The sequence below is a fragment of the Nocardia sp. MH4 genome (assembly GCF_019266065.1).
Taxonomy (GTDB): Bacteria; Actinomycetota; Actinomycetes; order Mycobacteriales; family Mycobacteriaceae; genus Nocardia; species Nocardia canadensis.
This window is the reverse complement of sequence record NZ_LPNR01000090.1, coordinates 1-16505: the sequence shown is the minus strand read 5'-3', so window position 1 is coordinate 16505 and position 16505 is coordinate 1. Positions and strand designations below refer to the sequence as shown.

The 16505-nt window shown below is 69.5% G+C and carries 13 protein-coding genes and 1 tRNA gene; 11 read left to right on the top strand and 3 right to left on the bottom strand.

The window, feature by feature from the left end; translation table 11 throughout:
* Genes ATM97_RS11265 through ATM97_RS11230 form a run of 8 tightly spaced genes read left to right on the top strand, consistent with a single transcriptional unit; the run spans position 1 to position 6981 of the window.
* Positions 1 to 1026, top strand: a complete 1026-nt coding sequence (locus ATM97_RS11265; RefSeq protein ID WP_218717929.1) for an MCE family protein — start codon at positions 1 to 3, stop codon at positions 1024 to 1026.
* Positions 1026 to 2090 (top strand): MCE family protein, encoded by a 1065-nt coding sequence (locus ATM97_RS11260; RefSeq protein ID WP_255587568.1) that lies wholly within the window; start codon positions 1026 to 1028, stop codon positions 2088 to 2090. The genes ATM97_RS11265 and ATM97_RS11260 overlap by 1 nt, the downstream gene beginning before the upstream one ends.
* A complete protein-coding gene (locus ATM97_RS11255; RefSeq protein WP_218717928.1) occupies positions 2090 to 3184 on the top strand; it encodes an MCE family protein in 1095 nt (364 codons plus the stop codon). The genes ATM97_RS11260 and ATM97_RS11255 overlap by 1 nt, the downstream gene beginning before the upstream one ends.
* Positions 3181 to 4263 carry an MCE family protein gene (locus ATM97_RS11250; RefSeq protein ID WP_218717927.1) on the top strand — a complete coding sequence of 361 codons (1083 nt, stop codon included), beginning with the start codon at positions 3181 to 3183 and terminating at the stop codon, positions 4261 to 4263. The genes ATM97_RS11255 and ATM97_RS11250 overlap by 4 nt, the downstream gene beginning before the upstream one ends.
* On the top strand, positions 4260 to 5534 hold the full coding sequence (locus ATM97_RS11245; RefSeq protein ID WP_218717926.1) for an MlaD family protein: 1275 nt from the start codon (positions 4260 to 4262) through the stop codon (positions 5532 to 5534). Before ATM97_RS11250 ends, ATM97_RS11245 begins: the two co-directional genes overlap by 4 nt.
* A 23-nt stretch (positions 5535 to 5557) precedes the next feature.
* The gene (locus ATM97_RS11240) at positions 5558 to 6142 is read left to right on the top strand and encodes a hypothetical protein (protein WP_218717925.1); all 585 of its coding nucleotides are present in this window, start codon (positions 5558 to 5560) and stop codon (positions 6140 to 6142) included.
* A 34-nt stretch (positions 6143 to 6176) separates the two neighbouring features.
* Complete coding sequence (locus tag ATM97_RS11235; RefSeq protein ID WP_218717924.1) at positions 6177 to 6770, top strand: SRPBCC family protein; 594 nt, start codon at positions 6177 to 6179, stop codon at positions 6768 to 6770.
* Positions 6771 to 6780: 10 nt separating this feature from the next.
* On the top strand, positions 6781 to 6981 hold the full coding sequence (locus ATM97_RS11230) for a hypothetical protein (protein WP_218717923.1): 201 nt from the start codon (positions 6781 to 6783) through the stop codon (positions 6979 to 6981).
* A 19-nt stretch (positions 6982 to 7000) separates the two neighbouring features.
* Here ATM97_RS11230 and ATM97_RS11225 read toward each other — a convergent pair whose 3' ends face one another.
* A complete protein-coding gene (locus ATM97_RS11225; protein ID WP_218717922.1) occupies positions 7001 to 8182 on the bottom strand; it encodes a lipase family protein in 1182 nt (393 codons plus the stop codon).
* A 135-nt stretch (positions 8183 to 8317) separates the two neighbouring features.
* On the bottom strand, positions 8318 to 8908 hold the full coding sequence (locus tag ATM97_RS11220; RefSeq protein WP_218717921.1) for a PadR family transcriptional regulator: 591 nt from the start codon (positions 8906 to 8908) through the stop codon (positions 8318 to 8320).
* A gap of 119 nt (positions 8909 to 9027) precedes the next feature.
* Here ATM97_RS11220 and ATM97_RS11215 point away from each other — a divergent pair, with 119 nt between their 5' ends.
* Both ATM97_RS11215 and ATM97_RS11210 read left to right on the top strand, forming a co-directional pair.
* Positions 9028 to 9444: a nuclear transport factor 2 family protein gene (locus ATM97_RS11215; RefSeq protein ID WP_218717920.1), complete on the top strand. Its 417-nt coding sequence runs from the start codon at positions 9028 to 9030 to the stop codon at positions 9442 to 9444.
* Between the two features lie 226 nt (positions 9445 to 9670).
* Entirely contained in the window at positions 9671 to 10231 is a 561-nt protein-coding gene (locus ATM97_RS11210) for a hypothetical protein (RefSeq protein ID WP_218717919.1), read from the top strand.
* 467 nt (positions 10232 to 10698) lie between these two features.
* Here the strand turns inward: ATM97_RS11210 and ATM97_RS11205 are convergent.
* Positions 10699 to 10780: transfer RNA gene (locus tag ATM97_RS11205), tRNA-Leu, on the bottom strand.
* Between the two features lie 371 nt (positions 10781 to 11151).
* Here ATM97_RS11205 and ATM97_RS11200 point away from each other — a divergent pair.
* Positions 11152 to 16505, top strand: a 5354-nt coding sequence (locus ATM97_RS11200) for a fatty acid synthase subunit beta domain-containing protein (protein ID WP_218717918.1), incomplete at its 3' end; no start/stop codon positions are given.

Below are 16505 nucleotides of genomic sequence, written 5' to 3'. Positions count from 1 at the left end.
ATGATGAAAACCCGCACCGCGGTGCTGATCCTGGCCTTGTTCATCGGCGTGGCGCTGGTGGCCAGTTACACCATCTTCTCGACCTTGCAGCGCGGCGTCAGCGGCGACACCGTCCGCTACACCGCGACGTTCGGCAATGTCCTGGGCTTGCGCGTGGGCGACGACGTCCGCATGGCCGGAATTCGCGTGGGCCGGGTGGATGCCATCGAACTCGACGCCGATCGGCGCGCCTCGGTGGTGCTGCGCGTGCAGTCGCGCCAGCAACTCACCACGACCACCAAGGCGCTGATCCGCTATCAGAACCTCATCGGGCAGCGATATGTCGCGCTGGCCGCCGGCGATCGTGGCGGTGACCGGTTGCCCGCGGAGGGCACCATTCCCTACGAGCGCACCGAGTCGTCCTTCGATGTGTCCACGGTGCTGGCGGGCTTCGAGCCACTGTTCGCCACCCTCGAGCCCGACGACATCAACTCGTTGTCGCACACGCTGGTCCAAGCCCTCCAGGGCGACGGCGTCTCGCTGAGCGCGCTGGTGACCCAGGCCGCGCAACTGGCCGCCACCTTCCGCGACCGGGACGAGATCCTCGGCCAGGTGATCACCAATCTCGGTGGTGTGGTGGAGGGTCTGGCCCACCGCAGCGGTGAGCTGGAAACGCTGATCACCCAGACCCGCACGCTGACCGTCGACCTCTACGAGCAGGGCACGACGCTGGCGGGCGCGGTCGAACAGGCCTCGGGCTCGACCAGGCAGCTCGCCGATCTCATCGCCCGGATCAGACCCGGACTCGCGCAGGCCCAGCAGTCCGCGAACGAGGGTGTGCGGCTGCTGATCGGCAACGGCGCTCGGCTGGACCTCACCGCGGCCGAATTGCCGTTCGTGCTGGCCGGTCTCGCCCGGATCAGCGGCAACGGCGCCTACATCAATTCCTATGTCTGCAGTCTGGATGTCTCGCTGTGGGGTGTGCTGCTGCCGCCCGGGATGTTCAACCAGATCGGTGGCAATTCCCATTCGGAGGTATGCCGGTAATGACGTCCACCCGACCGAGTCAGCGCCGCGGAACGCTGCTGCCCATCGCGCGGCGACTGTGGCAGGCGATACCGAGCTATTCGAGCAATCGTCACTGGTGGCTCGGCCTGAGTGCCGGGGCGGCGGTGGTGGTGCTGCTGTTCGGTTCGAGCGCGCTCACCGAGTTCGATCTCGGCAACCGGACCGTGCACGCCGAATTCGCCCAGACCGCCGGGCTGCGTACCGGCGACAGCGTCGATATCGCCGGCATCGAAGTCGGCACCGTGAAGTCGACGCGCCTGGCGGGCGACCGGATCGAGGCCGCGCTCTCGATCGACAACGGTATCCGGGTCGGCGACGACGCCAGGGCCGCGATCAAGATGTCGACGATCCTGGGCCGGATGCACGTCGAACTCGATCCCGGCGCGCCCTCCTCGCCCGAGAGCAAGCGCATCCCGTTGAACCGGACCGAAGTTCCCTACAACCTGGCCAAGGTCGTCAACGACGACAAATACACCCACGCGTTCGAGCACCTCGAACGCGTCGACCCCGTGGCACTGCGGGCGTCGCTGGACGCGCTCGCTCGGCAGATGGGCGACTCACCGCAATTGACCGCGGCGGCATTGGATTCGGTGGGCTCGCTGGCCCAGGTGATCAGCGATCGGCGCGACGAGGTCGAGCAGTTGCTGCGCAATATCGACAAGGTCTCGAGCGTGGTGTCCGACAATCAGAACGCCGTCCTGCTGCTGCTGACACGTGGTCAGGCCATCGGCGACGCGGTCGCCCGACGGCAAGCCCTGGTCACCCAGCTGCTCGACAGCATCGCCGCGGTCTCCGCGGACCTGCAGGCGATGGGCATCGAGAACAGGGGACAGCTCGCGCCGCTGATCGCCGATCTCAACACCATGTCGGCGGGGCTGCAGAACAACAAAGCCAATCTGGACAACCTGTTCCAGATCATGCCGGTCACCCTTCGCCAGTTCAACAACACCCTCGGCAACGGCCCGTACGGGGAGATCTATCTGCCCTGGATGTTCCCCGACAACTGGCTGTGTGCCGTCCACGCTGTGGAAGGGTGCCGCTGATGCGCACGACATTCGTCCGCCTGGCCGTGCTGGCCGCTGTCGCCGCGTTGTTGTCGGGGTGCTCGGCACTGCCGCAGAGCCTGACCTCGCTGCCGGACCGGTTGCTGGGCAAGGAGAAGACCATCACGGCGGATTTCGAGAACGTCGCCGGCCTGTATGTCGGCAACGAAGTCTCCGTTCTCGGGATGCCCGTGGGCCGGGTGACGGAGCTGGTCCCGCGAGGGCAGTACGTGCAGGTGCACATGGTCGTCGATCCCGAGGTCGACCTGCCCGCCGACGTGATCGCGGCGCTGGTCTCGCCACAGATGATCACCAACCGCCACATCGAACTCACCCCCGCCTACACCGGCGGCCCCACTCTGGCCGACGGCAGCCACATCCCCTTCGCCCGGACCCGGACGCCCGTCGAGCTGGACCGCATTCTGCGCAACTTCGACGACATCGGAAAGGCGCTGGCGGGCAACAACTCCGACGGCCCGATGGCCAGCCGGGTGCTGTTTCCGCTACTCGACGGCAACGGTGACCGCATCCGGGAGACCCTGGACGCCCTCTCCGGCGCCTTCGAAGTGACCCTGGCCAACAAGGACCAGATCGCCAACGCGATCGTGCGGCTCAACGATGTCACCCAGATCCTCGCCGACAACGACGCGACGGTCCGGGACTTCAGCGCCCGGCTCACCCAGCTGGTCACCCTGATGCGCGAGCAATCCCCGGGATTGCAGGCCGTGCTCACCCAGATCAACGACTTCGTCGCCAACACCAGCGCCGTCGTCGGCGAGAACAAGCAACCGCTGACCGACGCGCTGCTGCGACTGATCACGATCACCGCGCAGATGCGCGATCACGCCCGCGGGCTCACCGAGATCGTCGATATCGCCCCGCTGTTCCTCGACAACCTCGGCAACGCGGTGAGTCCGGAGAATCGGGCCGTCCGCCTTCATCTGCTGACCGACAAGAGCCTGCTCGACAACGAATTGCTCGCGCTGTTCTGCCAGCGAGTCGAGCTCCGGGCCGACGGCTGCCGGACCGGCAAACTGCAGGACTTCGGGCCCGACTTCGGACTGTTCGCCGCCCTGTTGGGACTGACCCGATGAGGCGACACCTTTCCCGCGCGGTAGTCCTGGGGCTGGCGGCGTGCGTGGTCGCCGGGTGCGCGGTCACCGTCGACTCCATGCCGTTGCCCGAGCCCGGCCTCGACGGCCCCACCTACACCGTGCGCGCGCTGTTCGACAACGCGCTGAACCTGCCCGATCGCGCGCACGTGAAAACCGGCGGCACCGACATCGGCGTCGTCACCGGCCTGGACACCACCGACTTCGTCGCCACCGTCGAGCTCGAGATCCGCGGGGACGTCCGGCTGCCGCGCGGGTCACGCGCCGAGCTGCGGCAACCGACACCGCTCGGCGACATCTACGTCGCCATCGTGCTGCCCGAACTTCGTTCCGGCACACCGATGCTGGTCGACGGCGACGTCATCGACAGGGACCACACTGCGGCGGGCGCCTCGGTCGAGGAACTGATGATGTCGCTGTCGATGCTGCTCAACGGTGGTGCGCTCAGCCAGGTGGCCCGGATCACCAGCGAATCGAACTCGATCTTCGCCGGCCGCGGGCCCCAGCTCGCGCATCTGCTCACCGAACTGACCGCGACGCTCACCGCGCTCAACGCCCGCACCGGTCAGATCGACGCCGTGCTGCACGGTCTGGACTCGCTCAGCGCCACCCTCAACCAGCGCCGGGCCGAGCTGGGCCAGGCCGCGGACACCTTCCCGCCGCTGATCTCGGTGCTCACCGAGAACAACCGCGCCATCACCGATCTCACCACCGAGGTCTCGACCACCCTCGGCGCACTGGGCGAGTTCACCGCCACCAGCAGCGCGGACTTCGTCGGCCTCTTCGACAGCGTGCAGGCTCTGATGACCGGCTTCACCCAGATGGGCGACAACCTGGCGGGCGCGCTGGACCAGCTGCACGCGTTGCATCCCGCACTGCTGGCCACCACCGAGGGCACGAGCCTCGCGGTCGCGGCGACGATCTCCTACCTCAGTGTCGGCGCCCTGACCGACCCGAACGGGAGCAGGCTGCCCGACGGATCGGACCCCGGCGCCTTCGTCGGCAGTCTCGCCGAGGTCCTCGCGCGGGTACTCGGCCGGTTGCAGGGCGGTGGGCGATGACCGAATATCCCCGGGGCAGTGTCCGATACACGCTCGCGCTGGTGGTCACCTTCGGCATCTGGGCGCTCGGCGTGGCACTCGAGGTCGCCGCCGAATTCCTGCTCCGGGCCGCGAGCTGGGGCAAGCGGCACGTCAACGGCGTCGCGGCCGTGGGACTGGTGGCGACCCTGCTGGTCAGCGGCGGCTACCTGCTGCTCGACGTCATCCGGATCGATCCGTTGCGTGACACCTTCACCGTCCGGGTGGAACTGGCGGGCTCCGGTGGCCTGCTCGCGCATTCCGATGTCACCTTCCGGGGGGTGCGCGTCGGGACGGTGCGGTCCCTGGAGCTGTCGGAGACCGGGGTCGTCGCCGTCGCCGAGATCGATGCCGCCTACCGCGTCCCCGCGGGCGGCGCGGTGGTCGTCGCTCGATTGTCGGCCGCGGGGGAGCAGTACCTCGATATCCGGCCAGATACCGACGACGCCCCGTATCTGGCCGACGGCGCCGTCGTCGAGCTCGCCCGGACCGCCACGCCGGTCACCATCAACGAGTTCCTCACCAACACCGGCGATTTCATCGGCGGGCTGAATCCACAGCGATTGAACGTCATCGTCGCCGAGCTCGACAAGGCGCTCGCCGGCGGGCCGGACCAGTTGCGCACCGTGATCAGCGGGATCAGCCAGGCCATGGTGGGGATGACGGAACTGCTTCCGCAGACCCGCAACCTCGTCGAGAAGCTGTCGGTCATCGCGGAGACGACCTCGCACGCCCAGCCGGACCTGCGCATTCTCGTCGAGGGTTCGGGCGTGCTGTTCGGGCAGTTCGCCGCCGCCGACCAGGAACTGCGGCGGATACTCGACCTCGGCCCCGGACAGCTGGCGACGCTGGGCGGCGTGATCACCGAGACCACCGACCCGATCACGAATCTGGTGACCAACCTCCGCGCGATCACCCAGGCGGCCCGCCTGCGCACACCGGCGCTGTCGGCGCTGTTCCCCGCCTTGCGCTCGGGCACCGCGCTGCTCGGAGTACCGGCGCACGACAACGCTTTCCACACGATGGTGGACATCTGGCCGCGCCCGTTCTGCGAGTACGACACCATCCCGGTCTCACCCGCCACCGTCTCCGACGGCAGCGTGCGGCTCTACAACTACTGCGTCATCAACGATCCCGCGCAGCAGATCCGCGGGTCGGCCAACGCGCCACGGCCCACGACCCCCGACAACACCGCCGGACCGCCGCCGGGCGTCACCGGCGACGAACGTTCCGTGCCGCTGCCCGGCCGCTGACCCCTGCTACCGAGAGGAACCCCATGACCGACACCGAGGATTCCGCAGTCACCGCGCCGGAGACGCCGGAGGAGGCCGGCCCCGCGGCAGTGTCGTCGGCCCGTCGGCCGCGCACCACCGCGATCGTGGTCGCGCTGGCGATCGCCCTGGGCATCGGGGGCTGCGCCGCCGGTGGCTACTTCGGCTGGCAGAACCACCGTGCCGGGGAACTCGAGCGATCCCGCACCGACGCACGGGCCGCCGCCTGCGCGTACGGCTCGGTGCTGTCGACCTACAACGCCACCGACCTCGACGCCTACTTCACCGCCGTGCTCGATCGGGCGACCGGTGCGTGGAAGCAGGAATTCGAGTCCACCAGCGCCGACCTGCGCGAGGTGCTGATCCAGGGCCAGGTGCAGTCGACGGCGGGCACCGTGGATTGCGCGATCGCCACCAGTGACGCCGACACCGCCGAAGCGATCGTGGTCGTCGACCAGTCCATCGCCAGCGTCGGAACACAGCAGCAGCCCCGGCGCGGTCAGCTGTCGATCACCTTGTCGCTGACGAAATCCGGGGACCGATGGCTGACGAGCAAGGTGTCCTCGCCGCTGCTGCGCACCAACCCCTGAGACCTCTACTTACGCGACAAGGACTGCGCTGCACATGGTTTGGCTCGTTCTGCTCGGTTCCGCGCTCGGCGCTCTCGTGGCCGCCGCGGGAGCCGGACTCGCCGCTGTCGTCGTCGCGCAGCGCCGCGCCGCTCGCCTGCTCGGCACCGAGATCCCGCCGGTCGACGACCAGGCGATCCTGCTGATCGAGACCCGGCGTCCGACCTTCCGGATGACGGTCGAGCAGCACTTCCCCGCCCTGCCCTGGGAGGTGTGGTCCGCGCTCGAGGACGGCGCCTTCACCTGGATCCCGATGATCGAGGGGGTCACCTACCGCGACCAGCGGCGTGGTCCGGGCACCGTCCGCACGCTCGACGGCATCGTCTTCGCCGCCGCCGAGCAGGTCACCCGCCGCGATCCGCACACCTGGCTGAGCGTGGCCGGGATCAAGACCTCGATCCCGCTGCTGATCGAGTCCTACACCATGGATTTCGATCTCACCGAAACATCCGACGGCACAACGGTGCTGCGGTGGACGATCGCCGGCCGACCGGCGATCTTCGCCTTCCTGCGGCTGAGCTGGACCGCGTTGTTCCTCCGCCCGTTCGTCCGGGTCGTGCTCGGGAGATGGGCGAACTACTACCGCTGAAGGACACATCGTGGAGCCGGTTCCGAACTATGCCGCCGGGGTCAGCCAGGAAATTCTCAACTACTTCGGCACCTGCGGCGCCTGTGGCTACCCGGCACAGGCCCACCTGGTCAGCGCTCTCGTCGACGGCCACATCGCGACCAGGGTCGTCGCCACCTGCGGCTTGCCCTGTGGGTGGCGCAGTGTGTGCGCCCGCACCACGATGACCTGACCGCCGGCCACGAGCGCGCTCAGCAGGTGCTTACCGCGGGCCTGCCGGCGAATCGGTCGGCCAGATACGTCAGGGCCGTCGGTAGTCCCACCATGGCCTCGGTGCCGTGCTCGCCGAACGAATGCTCGACCAGCTCCACCGCGATCCCGTCGGCGCAGTATTTCCCGGCCATCGCGCGCGCCGCGGCGACAGGTGCGAATTCGTCGGCGACCGCGTGGTAGATCAGCACCGGCGCGGTGGGTGCGCCCGGACGGAACAGGGGACTGGCCCGTCGCACCACCTCGCTCAACGCGGGGTTGTCCGTGATCGATCCCGGCCACGCTTCCAGCGTCGCCGCGTCGAGGAAGGGATACGCGACCGCGGCGTCGAGCAGGCAATCGGCCCGGCTCGCGGCCATCATCGCGCGACCGGCTTCATTGAGGTATCCGGCCACATCGGCGTCGGGATAGGACCGGTCCAGCCCCACCAGTCCGACCACCGCGCCCCCGCCCGCGATGCCACCGCTGAACCCGGCCATGGTGGCCTCCAGATCGGCGACGATCCCGCCCAGCGCCACCCCGGTCACCGGCAGCTCCGGGGCGTAGCCGCGCTGCTGCTGCGCGGCGATGGCGGTGGCCTGCGCCCCGCCGGAGTAGCCCCACATGCCGATCGGCGCCGCGGGGTCGACCGCCGCGGGCGCGAACGCTCTGGCCGCTCGGATACCGTCCAGCACGCCGTGGACATACCCTTCGGCGCCGAACAGATCGGAATCGGGCCCCTGATAGTCGGGCACGACCAGGGTCCACCCTTGTTGCAGGGCGAACCGGATCATGCCGGTCTCGGTATAGGCGTTGCTCGGGACGCCGTCGATCCCACCACGCAGTGCGTACGAGGGCGCGCAGCGCGCACCCACACCGTCCTCGGCGACCTGATAGGACAGCAGCGGCCGTGGTCCGGCGCCGGTCCATTCCCCGTGCGGCACAAGCACTGTCGCGACAAAAGCGCGGGGTGCCCCGTGGTTGTCGATCGTCTTGTACTGCACCTGCCACGCGTGCGCGGGTAGCGGCAGCAAGAACGACTTCGGCTCGACCACACGGGACGCGAGCACCGTTCCGTTGGGGAGGTCCGCGAGATCGGCGGGCTCGGCGTAGAACGAATCCTGGTGCGGCGGTGGCACTGCCGCGGCCCACCCCGCGCACGCCGTCGAAAGCGCGACCGCCATGCCGGCCACCGCTGCCCGTATCGCCGTGATTTCCCTTGCCCGCATCGAATGCTCCCACCCCTGGAACCTGTTCTAGTTCGCGTCCGCGAGCGTAGTGCATTCGATGGAATTCGATGCCCGATCCCGTGGGAAAGCTCACGGCGGCACGAGTCGATCGACCGGATCGAGCGCTGCCGTGCGGCGGCGACGGATGGCGTCGAGGCTGAACTGTGCCCAGCGGATGTTCTCCTGCTCGAAGGCGATGCCGCGCAGCAGGGTCAGGTAGGGGCCGATGTGGACGGATTCGCTGAGGTAGGCCTGTTCGCTGCGGCCGGCGAGCATCCGGGTCCGCGACCGCTCGTAGCGGGCGAGTTTCGCCTCCGCCCAGCCGATTCGCTCGACCAGGACGGCCTCGACGGCCGGGGCGTCGCCGGAGTCCATGCCCTGGATCTTGACCAGCATCTCGTCGCGGATGACGGTGGGTTTGGTCGAATCGGCGATGAAAGCCCGCAGCGCCGCCCGCCCGGACTCGGTGATCGAATGCAGCCGCTTGTTCGGGCGTTTCTCCTGCTCGACGACCCGCGCCGCGATGAGGCCGTCGGCCGTCATTCGCTCGAGCTCCTTGTACAACTGCTGCGGGGTCGCCATCCAGAAGTTCGCGACCGACGCGTCGAATTGCTTGGCCAGGTCGTAGCCGGACGCCTCGCCGTCCAGGAGGGCGGCCAAGACCGCGTGTCGTAACGCCATCGAGCAAGCCTACCGGACCTGAATGGTGAATTCGGTCAATGGTGACACCATCCTGGACAGCGGTGCACGCTGGGGATAGCCTCGTTCGACCTAATCAATTATTTGCCTAGGAGGCACAGGTGCATCAACGGTTTCGGGCCGCGGTGGAGTCGAAGAATCTGGATAACGTCGAAGAACTGCTGGCCGACGATGTGGTGTTCACCAGCCCGGTCGCTTTCGCGCCGTACCCCGGCAAGGCGGTGACGGCGGCGATTCTGCGCGGGGTTTTGCGGGTCTTCGAGGACTTCCGTTATGTGCGCGAGATCGGTGCGGCGCAAGGGCCCGACCACGCGCTGGTGTTCGAAGCCACCGTGGACGGCTTGCAGTTGACGGGCTGCGACTTCCTGCACTTCGACGACGACGGCCGCATCGACGAGTTCACGGTGATGGTGCGACCGCTCTCGGCGGCCCAGGCGCTGGCCGCCCGCATGGCCGAGCAGTTCCCGCGCATCCAGCGGGAAGCCCGGGAGGCGCTCGAGCGCAAGGCCGCACAGTGAGTGTCCGGCACATCTTCTCCCGACGGGTCGGGTCGCCGAGCGGCCGTTGCGGCTCCGTTCGCGGGCATGCTCCGAATTCGCCCGTGTTGTACGAAATGGATTGGCCCAGCTGTGTCAATGTGAAATAGATCACAAAAGTTGCTTTTAATATTGCTTGGCTATTACTAATAGCCCGGTCGACATTCGGTTGGTCCAGTCGGGGGCACAAGGTCGAGAGGGTACTTAAATGTTCAAGCGCTCAACTCGCAATATTCTTCTCGGTGCACTGCCGGTCATCGTGGCGGTCACCTTCGCTGGAAGCGGCGTCGCGTCGGCGGATGCCTCCGCCGATCAGCGGGCTCAGCCTGCTGTCGCGACGACGCTCCAGGATGACGGCTACGACACTGCCATCGCCGCGTTCTCGTTCGGGTCCGCCACCCCGGTGGCCGCCGAGATTGCGCAGGACTCCGAGCCTTCCGGCGAAAGTCCCGTTGTGGAGGCGGCCGTTCCCGTCGCCGCGGATGTGGTCGCTCCCGTGGTTTCGGATGTGGTCGAGACCGGCCTGCACGACGTCGCGACCGACCCGAAGGCCGAGAACTCCGATCCGGTGGTCAACGGTGCCCTCGCCGGTGCCGGTGTCGGTGCCCTCGCCACCCTGGTCAATTGCCTGCCGTCGGTGATCCTGCTCGGCGTGGGCTACCCGATCTGCCTCGTCCTCGGCGTACTGCCCCACGCGGCCATCGGTGCCATCATCGGTGGCGTCGTGGGTCACGTGAACCCCGAGGCCATTCCGCAGGTCCTGCCCTGAGAAGGTGAGCCGGCGGGTAACTGCCTCCGGCCGAGGGACTCCCGGTGCTGCTGCGGTGACACGCGGTCGCGCCGGGAGTCTCGCCTTTTGTGGGGGATCAGGTCCGGGTGTGTCCGCACTCGGCGTCGACTGTGACTCGGTAACCGATCCGAACCGCGGGCGCATCCTCGCCCATGGCTCAGTTCTGCGATGTGGCCGTAGCGTGCCTCTCGCGGGAGCGTTCGGCCCGGTGAGGGGCCGTTAACCCGTTCCTGGAGCGAGGGCGGCGGCGGAATGATCGGCTCGATTACGTGGACCTGCCCGGCCGCTGGAGCCGTCGGGCACGGCTGACCGGGCTCGCGGGGTCGGCGGATCTGCCGGGAAAAGCGGCATCAATGCAGGTCGGGGGATTGATACGACGAGGGCCTCGTGGGCGAGCGCACTCGACCACCGGTCCGGGCACGACCAGCGCAACCGCTGGAAAACTGTGCGCGAGAGGGGACTTGAACCCCTACGTCCGTGGACACCAGAACCTAAATCTGGCGCGTCTGCCAATTTCGCCACTCGCGCTGGATGTGTACGACCGTCCAAACTCTACCGGGCAAATCCGGCTTCGCGAAGCGTTCCGGCGGCGTGGCGTACTCGTCGGTAACACGACCTGGGATTATAACGATTCGATATACCTCAACATGAGGGCCACTCATGTTTGCGAAGTGAAATAACAGGCTGGACCTGCGGTTTGAACATGAGGCGGAGTCATGTTTCAGAAAAAACTGGTACGAGCGTGCAGAAATACTCGGCGGTAGCTGCCGTCGGGGCGAGAAACGTGAGGCTTTCCTCATGATTTTGTGCGATCGTGGCTCCCAACAGGCCCGAGGGGCTGCCGGATACGTGTGCGTGCCGTCGGTGGGCGGAGCGCCAGGAGAAGGAAGTCGAGCGTCTTGACGATCAACGAGAGCACCGAGATGGGCACGGGGTCGACCGCGAAAGCTGGTGGTCGTGGCCAGGCATCGGGTGTCCGCGCAGCGCTGCTGGAGCAGCTGCGCGACGGGGCCGGGTACGCGTTGGCGTTCGGTGGGCAGGGTGCGCAGTGGCTGCGCGAGCTCGAGGAGATCGGTCGCGACAGTGCGCTCGAGTCCGAGCTGACCGCGCTGGTGCACGCGGCCGAAGCACTGGTCGAGCCGGTTGCGGCGCAGTTGCTGGTGGTCCGTCCCGGCGGCTTCGACCCGATGGGCTGGATGCTGGAGAGCGAGCTGGACGAGCCGGACGAGCCGTCCTCGGCGCCCGCCGACGCGGTGCTGCGCTCGGCCGCGGTGTCGATGCCCGGTGTGCTGCTGGCCCAGCTCGCGGCCATCAGGGCGCTGCGGTTGCAGGGCCTGGACCCGACCGAGCACGCGCCGGTCGCGATCGTCGGGCACTCGCAGGGGCTGCTGGCCGCCGCCGCGGTCGAGGCCCGTGGTGAGCGCGACGCCGAACTGCTGGCCATCGCCCAGTTCATCGGTGCCGCGGCCGGGCTGGTCGCGCGCAGGCGCGGGCTGATGCCGGTCGGCGAGCGTTCGCCGATGGTCGCGGTGTCCAATGTCGATCCGGAGCAGCTGCGGGCGATCGTCGCCGAGGTCGCCGAGGGCGTCGACCCCGCGATCGCCGCGGTGGTGTCGATCCGCAACGGGCGCAGGCGCGTCGTGCTGTCGGGCGCCCCGGCGCAGATCGATCGGGTGCGCGTGCGCTGCGCCCAGCTGCACGACGAGCAGACCCGCGAGCGGGAGAGCAAGTCGCGCGGTGGCGCGGTCTTCGCGCCCGTGTTCGAGGACATCTCCGTCGACGTCGCCTTCCACCACCCGGCGCTGGCCGAGACCGTCGACCTGGTCACCGGCTGGGCCCGCCAGTGCGAGCTCGACGCCGACCTCGCCGCCTCCCTGACCCAGCAGGTGCTGGTCGATCCGATCGACTGGGTCGCCACCGTCGACGAAGTCGTCGAGGCGGGCGCGGAATGGATCCTGGACCTGGGCCCCGGCGACCTGCTCTCGCGCATCACCGGCGGTTCGCTCAAGGGCGCCGGCGTCGGCGTGATCGCCGCCGCCACCCGTCCGGGTCAGCGCAGCCTGCTCACCCCGGGCGCCGCGCCCGAGCCCGCCACCCCGTGGTCGGCGTTCGCGCCGAAGCCGGTGCGGCTGCCCAACGGCCGCATCGTCGTCGAGACCGCGTTCACCAAGCTGACCGGCCGCTCGCCGATCCTGCTGGCCGGCATGACCCCGACCACCGTCGATGCCAAGATCGTCGCCGCCGCGGCCAACGCGGGCCACTGGGCCGAGCTGGCCGGCGGCGGTCAGGTCACCGAGCAGATCTTCGCCGACCGGATGACCGAGCTGCGCCAGCTGCTGCAGCCGGGCCGCGCGGTGCAGTTCAACTCGCTGTTCCTCGACCCGTACCTGTGGAAGCTGCAGCTGGGCGGCAAGCGCCTGGTGCAGAAGGCGCGTGCGGCGGGTGCGCCGCTGGACGGCGTCATCGTCACCGCGGGCATCCCCGAGCTCGAGGAAGCCGTCGCGCTGATCGAGGAGCTGACCGAAGCGGGCATCAGCCACGTCGCCTTCAAGCCGGGCACGGTCGCCCAGATCCGCGCGGTGCTGCGCATCGCCGACGCCGTGCCGGACTACCCGGTGATCATGCACATCGAGGGCGGCAAGGCCGGCGGGCACCACTCCTGGGAAGACCTCGACGACCTGCTGCTGGCCACCTACGCCGAGCTGCGCAGCCGCGCCAACGTGGTGGTCTGCGTCGGCGGTGGCATCGGCACGCCCGAGCGGGCCACCGACTACCTCACCGGCACCTGGGCCACCGGCCACGGCTACCCGGTGATGCCGCTGGACGGCGTCCTGGTCGGCACCGCCGCCATGGCCACCCTGGAGGCGACCACCGCCCCCGAGGTCAAGCAGCTGCTCGTCGACACCCCCGGCACCCCCGACTGGGTCGGTGCGGGCACCGCCAGCGGTGGCATGGCCTCGGGCCGCAGCCAGCTCGGCGCCGACATCCACGAGATCGACAACGCCGCCTCGCGCACCGGCCGCCTGCTCGACGAGGTCGCCGGTGACGCCGAGGCCGTCGCCGCGCGTCGCGCCGAGATCATCGCGGCGCTCGACGCCACCGCCAAGCCCTACTTCGGTGACGTCGCCACCATGACCTACCAGCAGTGGCTGGAACGCTATGTCTCGCTGGCGGTCTCGAGCGAGGTCCCGATCTCGTTCGACTGCGGCAGCGACATCGGCGACGCGATCATCGACGCCACCCGCTCGGACTGGCTCGACATCAGCTGGCGCGACCGGTTCGCGGAGATGATGCGGCGCACCGAAGCCCGGCTGCACCCCGCCGACAGCGGCGAGATCGAGACGCTGTTCGCCGACGACGAGGCCTTCGAACACCCGGTGCAGGCGCTGTGCGCGCTCAAGAAGCAGTACCCCGCGGTCGCCGAGACCGTGCTGCACCCCGCCGACGTGCCGTTCTTCGTCGCGCTGTGCAAGACCCCGGGCAAGCCGGTGAACTTCGTGCCCGTCGTCGACGCCGACGTGCGACGCTGGTGGCGCTCGGATTCGCTGTGGCAGGCCCATGATCCGCGCTACTCGGCCGACCAGGTGTGCATCATCCCCGGCACCGTCGCCGTCGCCGGCATCACCCGGGTCGACGAGCCGGTCGGCGAGCTGCTCGACCGGTTCGAGCAGGACACCGCCTACAGCCTGGTCCGCGCCGGCGTCGTGCCCGCGCCGGTCGACGCGCGTCGCGTCGCCGGGGTGGTGTCCGGCTCGCTCGACACCGTGCTCGCGGCTCCCGACGTGCAGTGGGCCGGACGCACCACCGTCAACCCGGTGCACCGGCTCGGCGCCCCGAACGAATGGGTCGTGGAGCAGGGCGTCGCGGTGCACCAGAGCACCGGCGCGACGCTGACCGAGGTCTCCGGTCCCGAAGCCGAATTCGGCTACGTCGAGCTGGCCGTGCCGCTGCTCGGCCGCGACGCGGTGAAGATCCGCATCACCGTGCCGACGAGCGTCTACTCCGGCGGCGCGCCGGTGATCACCGAGGCCGACGCCGAGACCGCCATGTCGGCGCTGCTCGGCGTGGCCGCCGGCCAGTCGCTGCCCGAGGTGAAAGCCGGTGTGGCGCACCTCAACCTGGCCTGGATGCCGGACCTGGTCGCCGACCACGCCGGTGTCACCGGTTCCGGCCTGCCCGCCACCCTGAGCACCCTCGGCCGCACCGCGCCCGACGTGCTCGTCGGCGCCTGCTGGCCCGCGGTCTTCGCGGTGCTCGGCGCGGCCCGCACCGGCAACGGCGGCTCGGTGATCGAGGGCATGCTCGACCTGGTGCACCTGGATCACCAGATCCAGCTGCTGAGCGAATTGCCCGCCGAGACCGGCATTCTCGTGGTGCGCGCCGAGAGCGGCGCGGTCGTCGACACCGACATGGGCCGGGTCGTCGAGGTGACCGTGCACGTCGGCCTGATCCTGGATCAGGGCCTCGAGCCTGCCCCGCTGGCCCGTCTGGTCGAGCGGTTCGCGATCCGCGGCCGCAACGGCGCGGGCGAGCTCACCGATCCGCCGCGCGCGGCCGGAACGGTCTCGGCCGAGGCCACCGACACCCCGCGCCGCCGTCGCCGCGACGTGTCCATGACCGCCCCGCGCGCCATGCACGCGTTCGCCACGGTCTCCGGCGACCACAACCCGATCCACACCTCCGACGCCGCGGCCAAGCTGGCCGGGCTGGGCAGCCCGATCGTGCACGGCATGTGGCTCTCGGCCGCCGCCCAGCACGCCGTGGTCGCCGTGGATCCCGAAAGCTCCGTTCCCGCACGCACTCTCACGGCCTGGACCACCCGGTTCCTCGGCATGGTGCGCCCCGGCGCGACCGTCGACGTGCGGGTGGAGCGGATCGCGGTGGACGCGGGCAGCGAGATCATCGAGGTCTCCTGCCGCGTCGACGGTGACCTGGTCATGACCGCGACCGGGCGCACCGCCGCCCCGAAGACCGTCTACGCCTTCCCGGGCCAGGGCATCCAGCGCAAGGGGATGGGCCTGGACGCGCTGACCCGCTCGAAGGCGGCCAAGCAGGTGTGGGAGCGCGCCGACGCGCACACCCGCGAAGCCCTCGGTTTCTCGATCCTGGCGGTGGTGCGCGACAACCCGACCTACCTCAAGGCGCGCGGTGTCGAGCACCGGCACCCGGACGGCGTGCTGCACCTGACCCAGTTCACCCAGGTCGCCATGGCGACCCTCGGCGTCGCCCAGGTCGCCGAGCTGCGCGAGGCCGGCGCCTTCGTCGAGGGCGCGATGCTGGCGGGCCACTCGGTCGGTGAGTACAACGCCCTGGCCGCCGTCGCCGGGGTGCTGCCGCTGGAGGCCGTGCTCGAGGTGGTGTTCCAGCGTGGCTCGGCCATGCACGAGCTGGTGCCGCGCGACGCCCAGGGCCGCAGCGACTACCGGATGGCCGCCATCCGCCCGTCGCAGATCGGGCTGCCGGACGCCGAGGTCATCGACTTCGTCAACGGCATCGGCGAGGCCACCGGGGAGTTCCTCGAGGTCGTCAACCTGAACCTGCGCGGCTCGCAGTACGCCATCGCGGGCACGGTCGCCGGACTCGAGGCGCTCGAGACCGAGATCGACCGCCGCCGCGAGGAATTCGGTGGCAAGCGGGCGTTCATCCTGGTGCCCGGCATCGACGTGCCGTTCCACTCCTCGGTGCTGCGCGACGGCGTCCCGGAGTTCCGGCACAAGCTCGAGCAGCTGCTGCCCGCCGAGGTGCACCCGGAGGTGCTCGTCGGCCGCTACATCCCGAACCTGGTGCCGCGTCCGTTCTCGCTGGACCGCGCGTTCCTCACCGAGATCGCCGAGCTCGTGCCGTCCGAGCCGCTGGCCGCCGTGCTGGCCGACTTCGACAGCTGGGCCGAGCGGGACGCCGAACTGTGCCGCGTGGTGCTGATCGAGCTGCTGGCCTGGCAGTTCGCCAGCCCGGTGCGCTGGATCGAGACCCAGGACCTGCTGTTCACCGACGCCGCCCACGGCGGCCTCGGCGTGGAGCGCTTCGTCGAGATCGGCCTCGGCGCCACCCCGACGGTGGCCAACCTGGCCTCGCAGACGCTGAAGCTGCCCGCGTTCGGCGGGGCGACGGTCGAGGTGGTCAACGTCGAGCGCGACGCCGCGGTCGTCTACGCCACCGACACCGATCCCGCGCCGGTCGACGACATCGAGGAGACCCCGGCCGAGGCGCCCGCGGCCGCTCCCGCCGCCGCGGCCGCACCGGTCGCCGCGGC

Coding starts and splice junctions, on each gene's coding strand:
- ATM97_RS11225 (WP_218717922.1), bottom strand. CDS start 8,182: ATGGCGGTCGCGCTTTCGACGGCGTGCGCGGGGTGGGCCGCGGCAGTG.
- ATM97_RS11235 (WP_218717924.1), top strand. CDS start 6,177: ATGGTTTGGCTCGTTCTGCTCGGTTCCGCGCTCGGCGCTCTCGTGGCC.
- ATM97_RS11260 (WP_255587568.1), top strand. CDS start 1,026: ATGACGTCCACCCGACCGAGTCAGCGCCGCGGAACGCTGCTGCCCATC.
- ATM97_RS11240 (WP_218717925.1), top strand. CDS start 5,558: ATGACCGACACCGAGGATTCCGCAGTCACCGCGCCGGAGACGCCGGAG.
- ATM97_RS11210 (WP_218717919.1), top strand. CDS start 9,671: ATGTTCAAGCGCTCAACTCGCAATATTCTTCTCGGTGCACTGCCGGTC.
- ATM97_RS11265 (WP_218717929.1), top strand. CDS start 1: ATGATGAAAACCCGCACCGCGGTGCTGATCCTGGCCTTGTTCATCGGC.
- ATM97_RS11250 (WP_218717927.1), top strand. CDS start 3,181: ATGAGGCGACACCTTTCCCGCGCGGTAGTCCTGGGGCTGGCGGCGTGC.
- ATM97_RS11220 (WP_218717921.1), bottom strand. CDS start 8,908: ATGGCGTTACGACACGCGGTCTTGGCCGCCCTCCTGGACGGCGAGGCG.
- ATM97_RS11245 (WP_218717926.1), top strand. CDS start 4,260: ATGACCGAATATCCCCGGGGCAGTGTCCGATACACGCTCGCGCTGGTG.
- ATM97_RS11255 (WP_218717928.1), top strand. CDS start 2,090: ATGCGCACGACATTCGTCCGCCTGGCCGTGCTGGCCGCTGTCGCCGCG.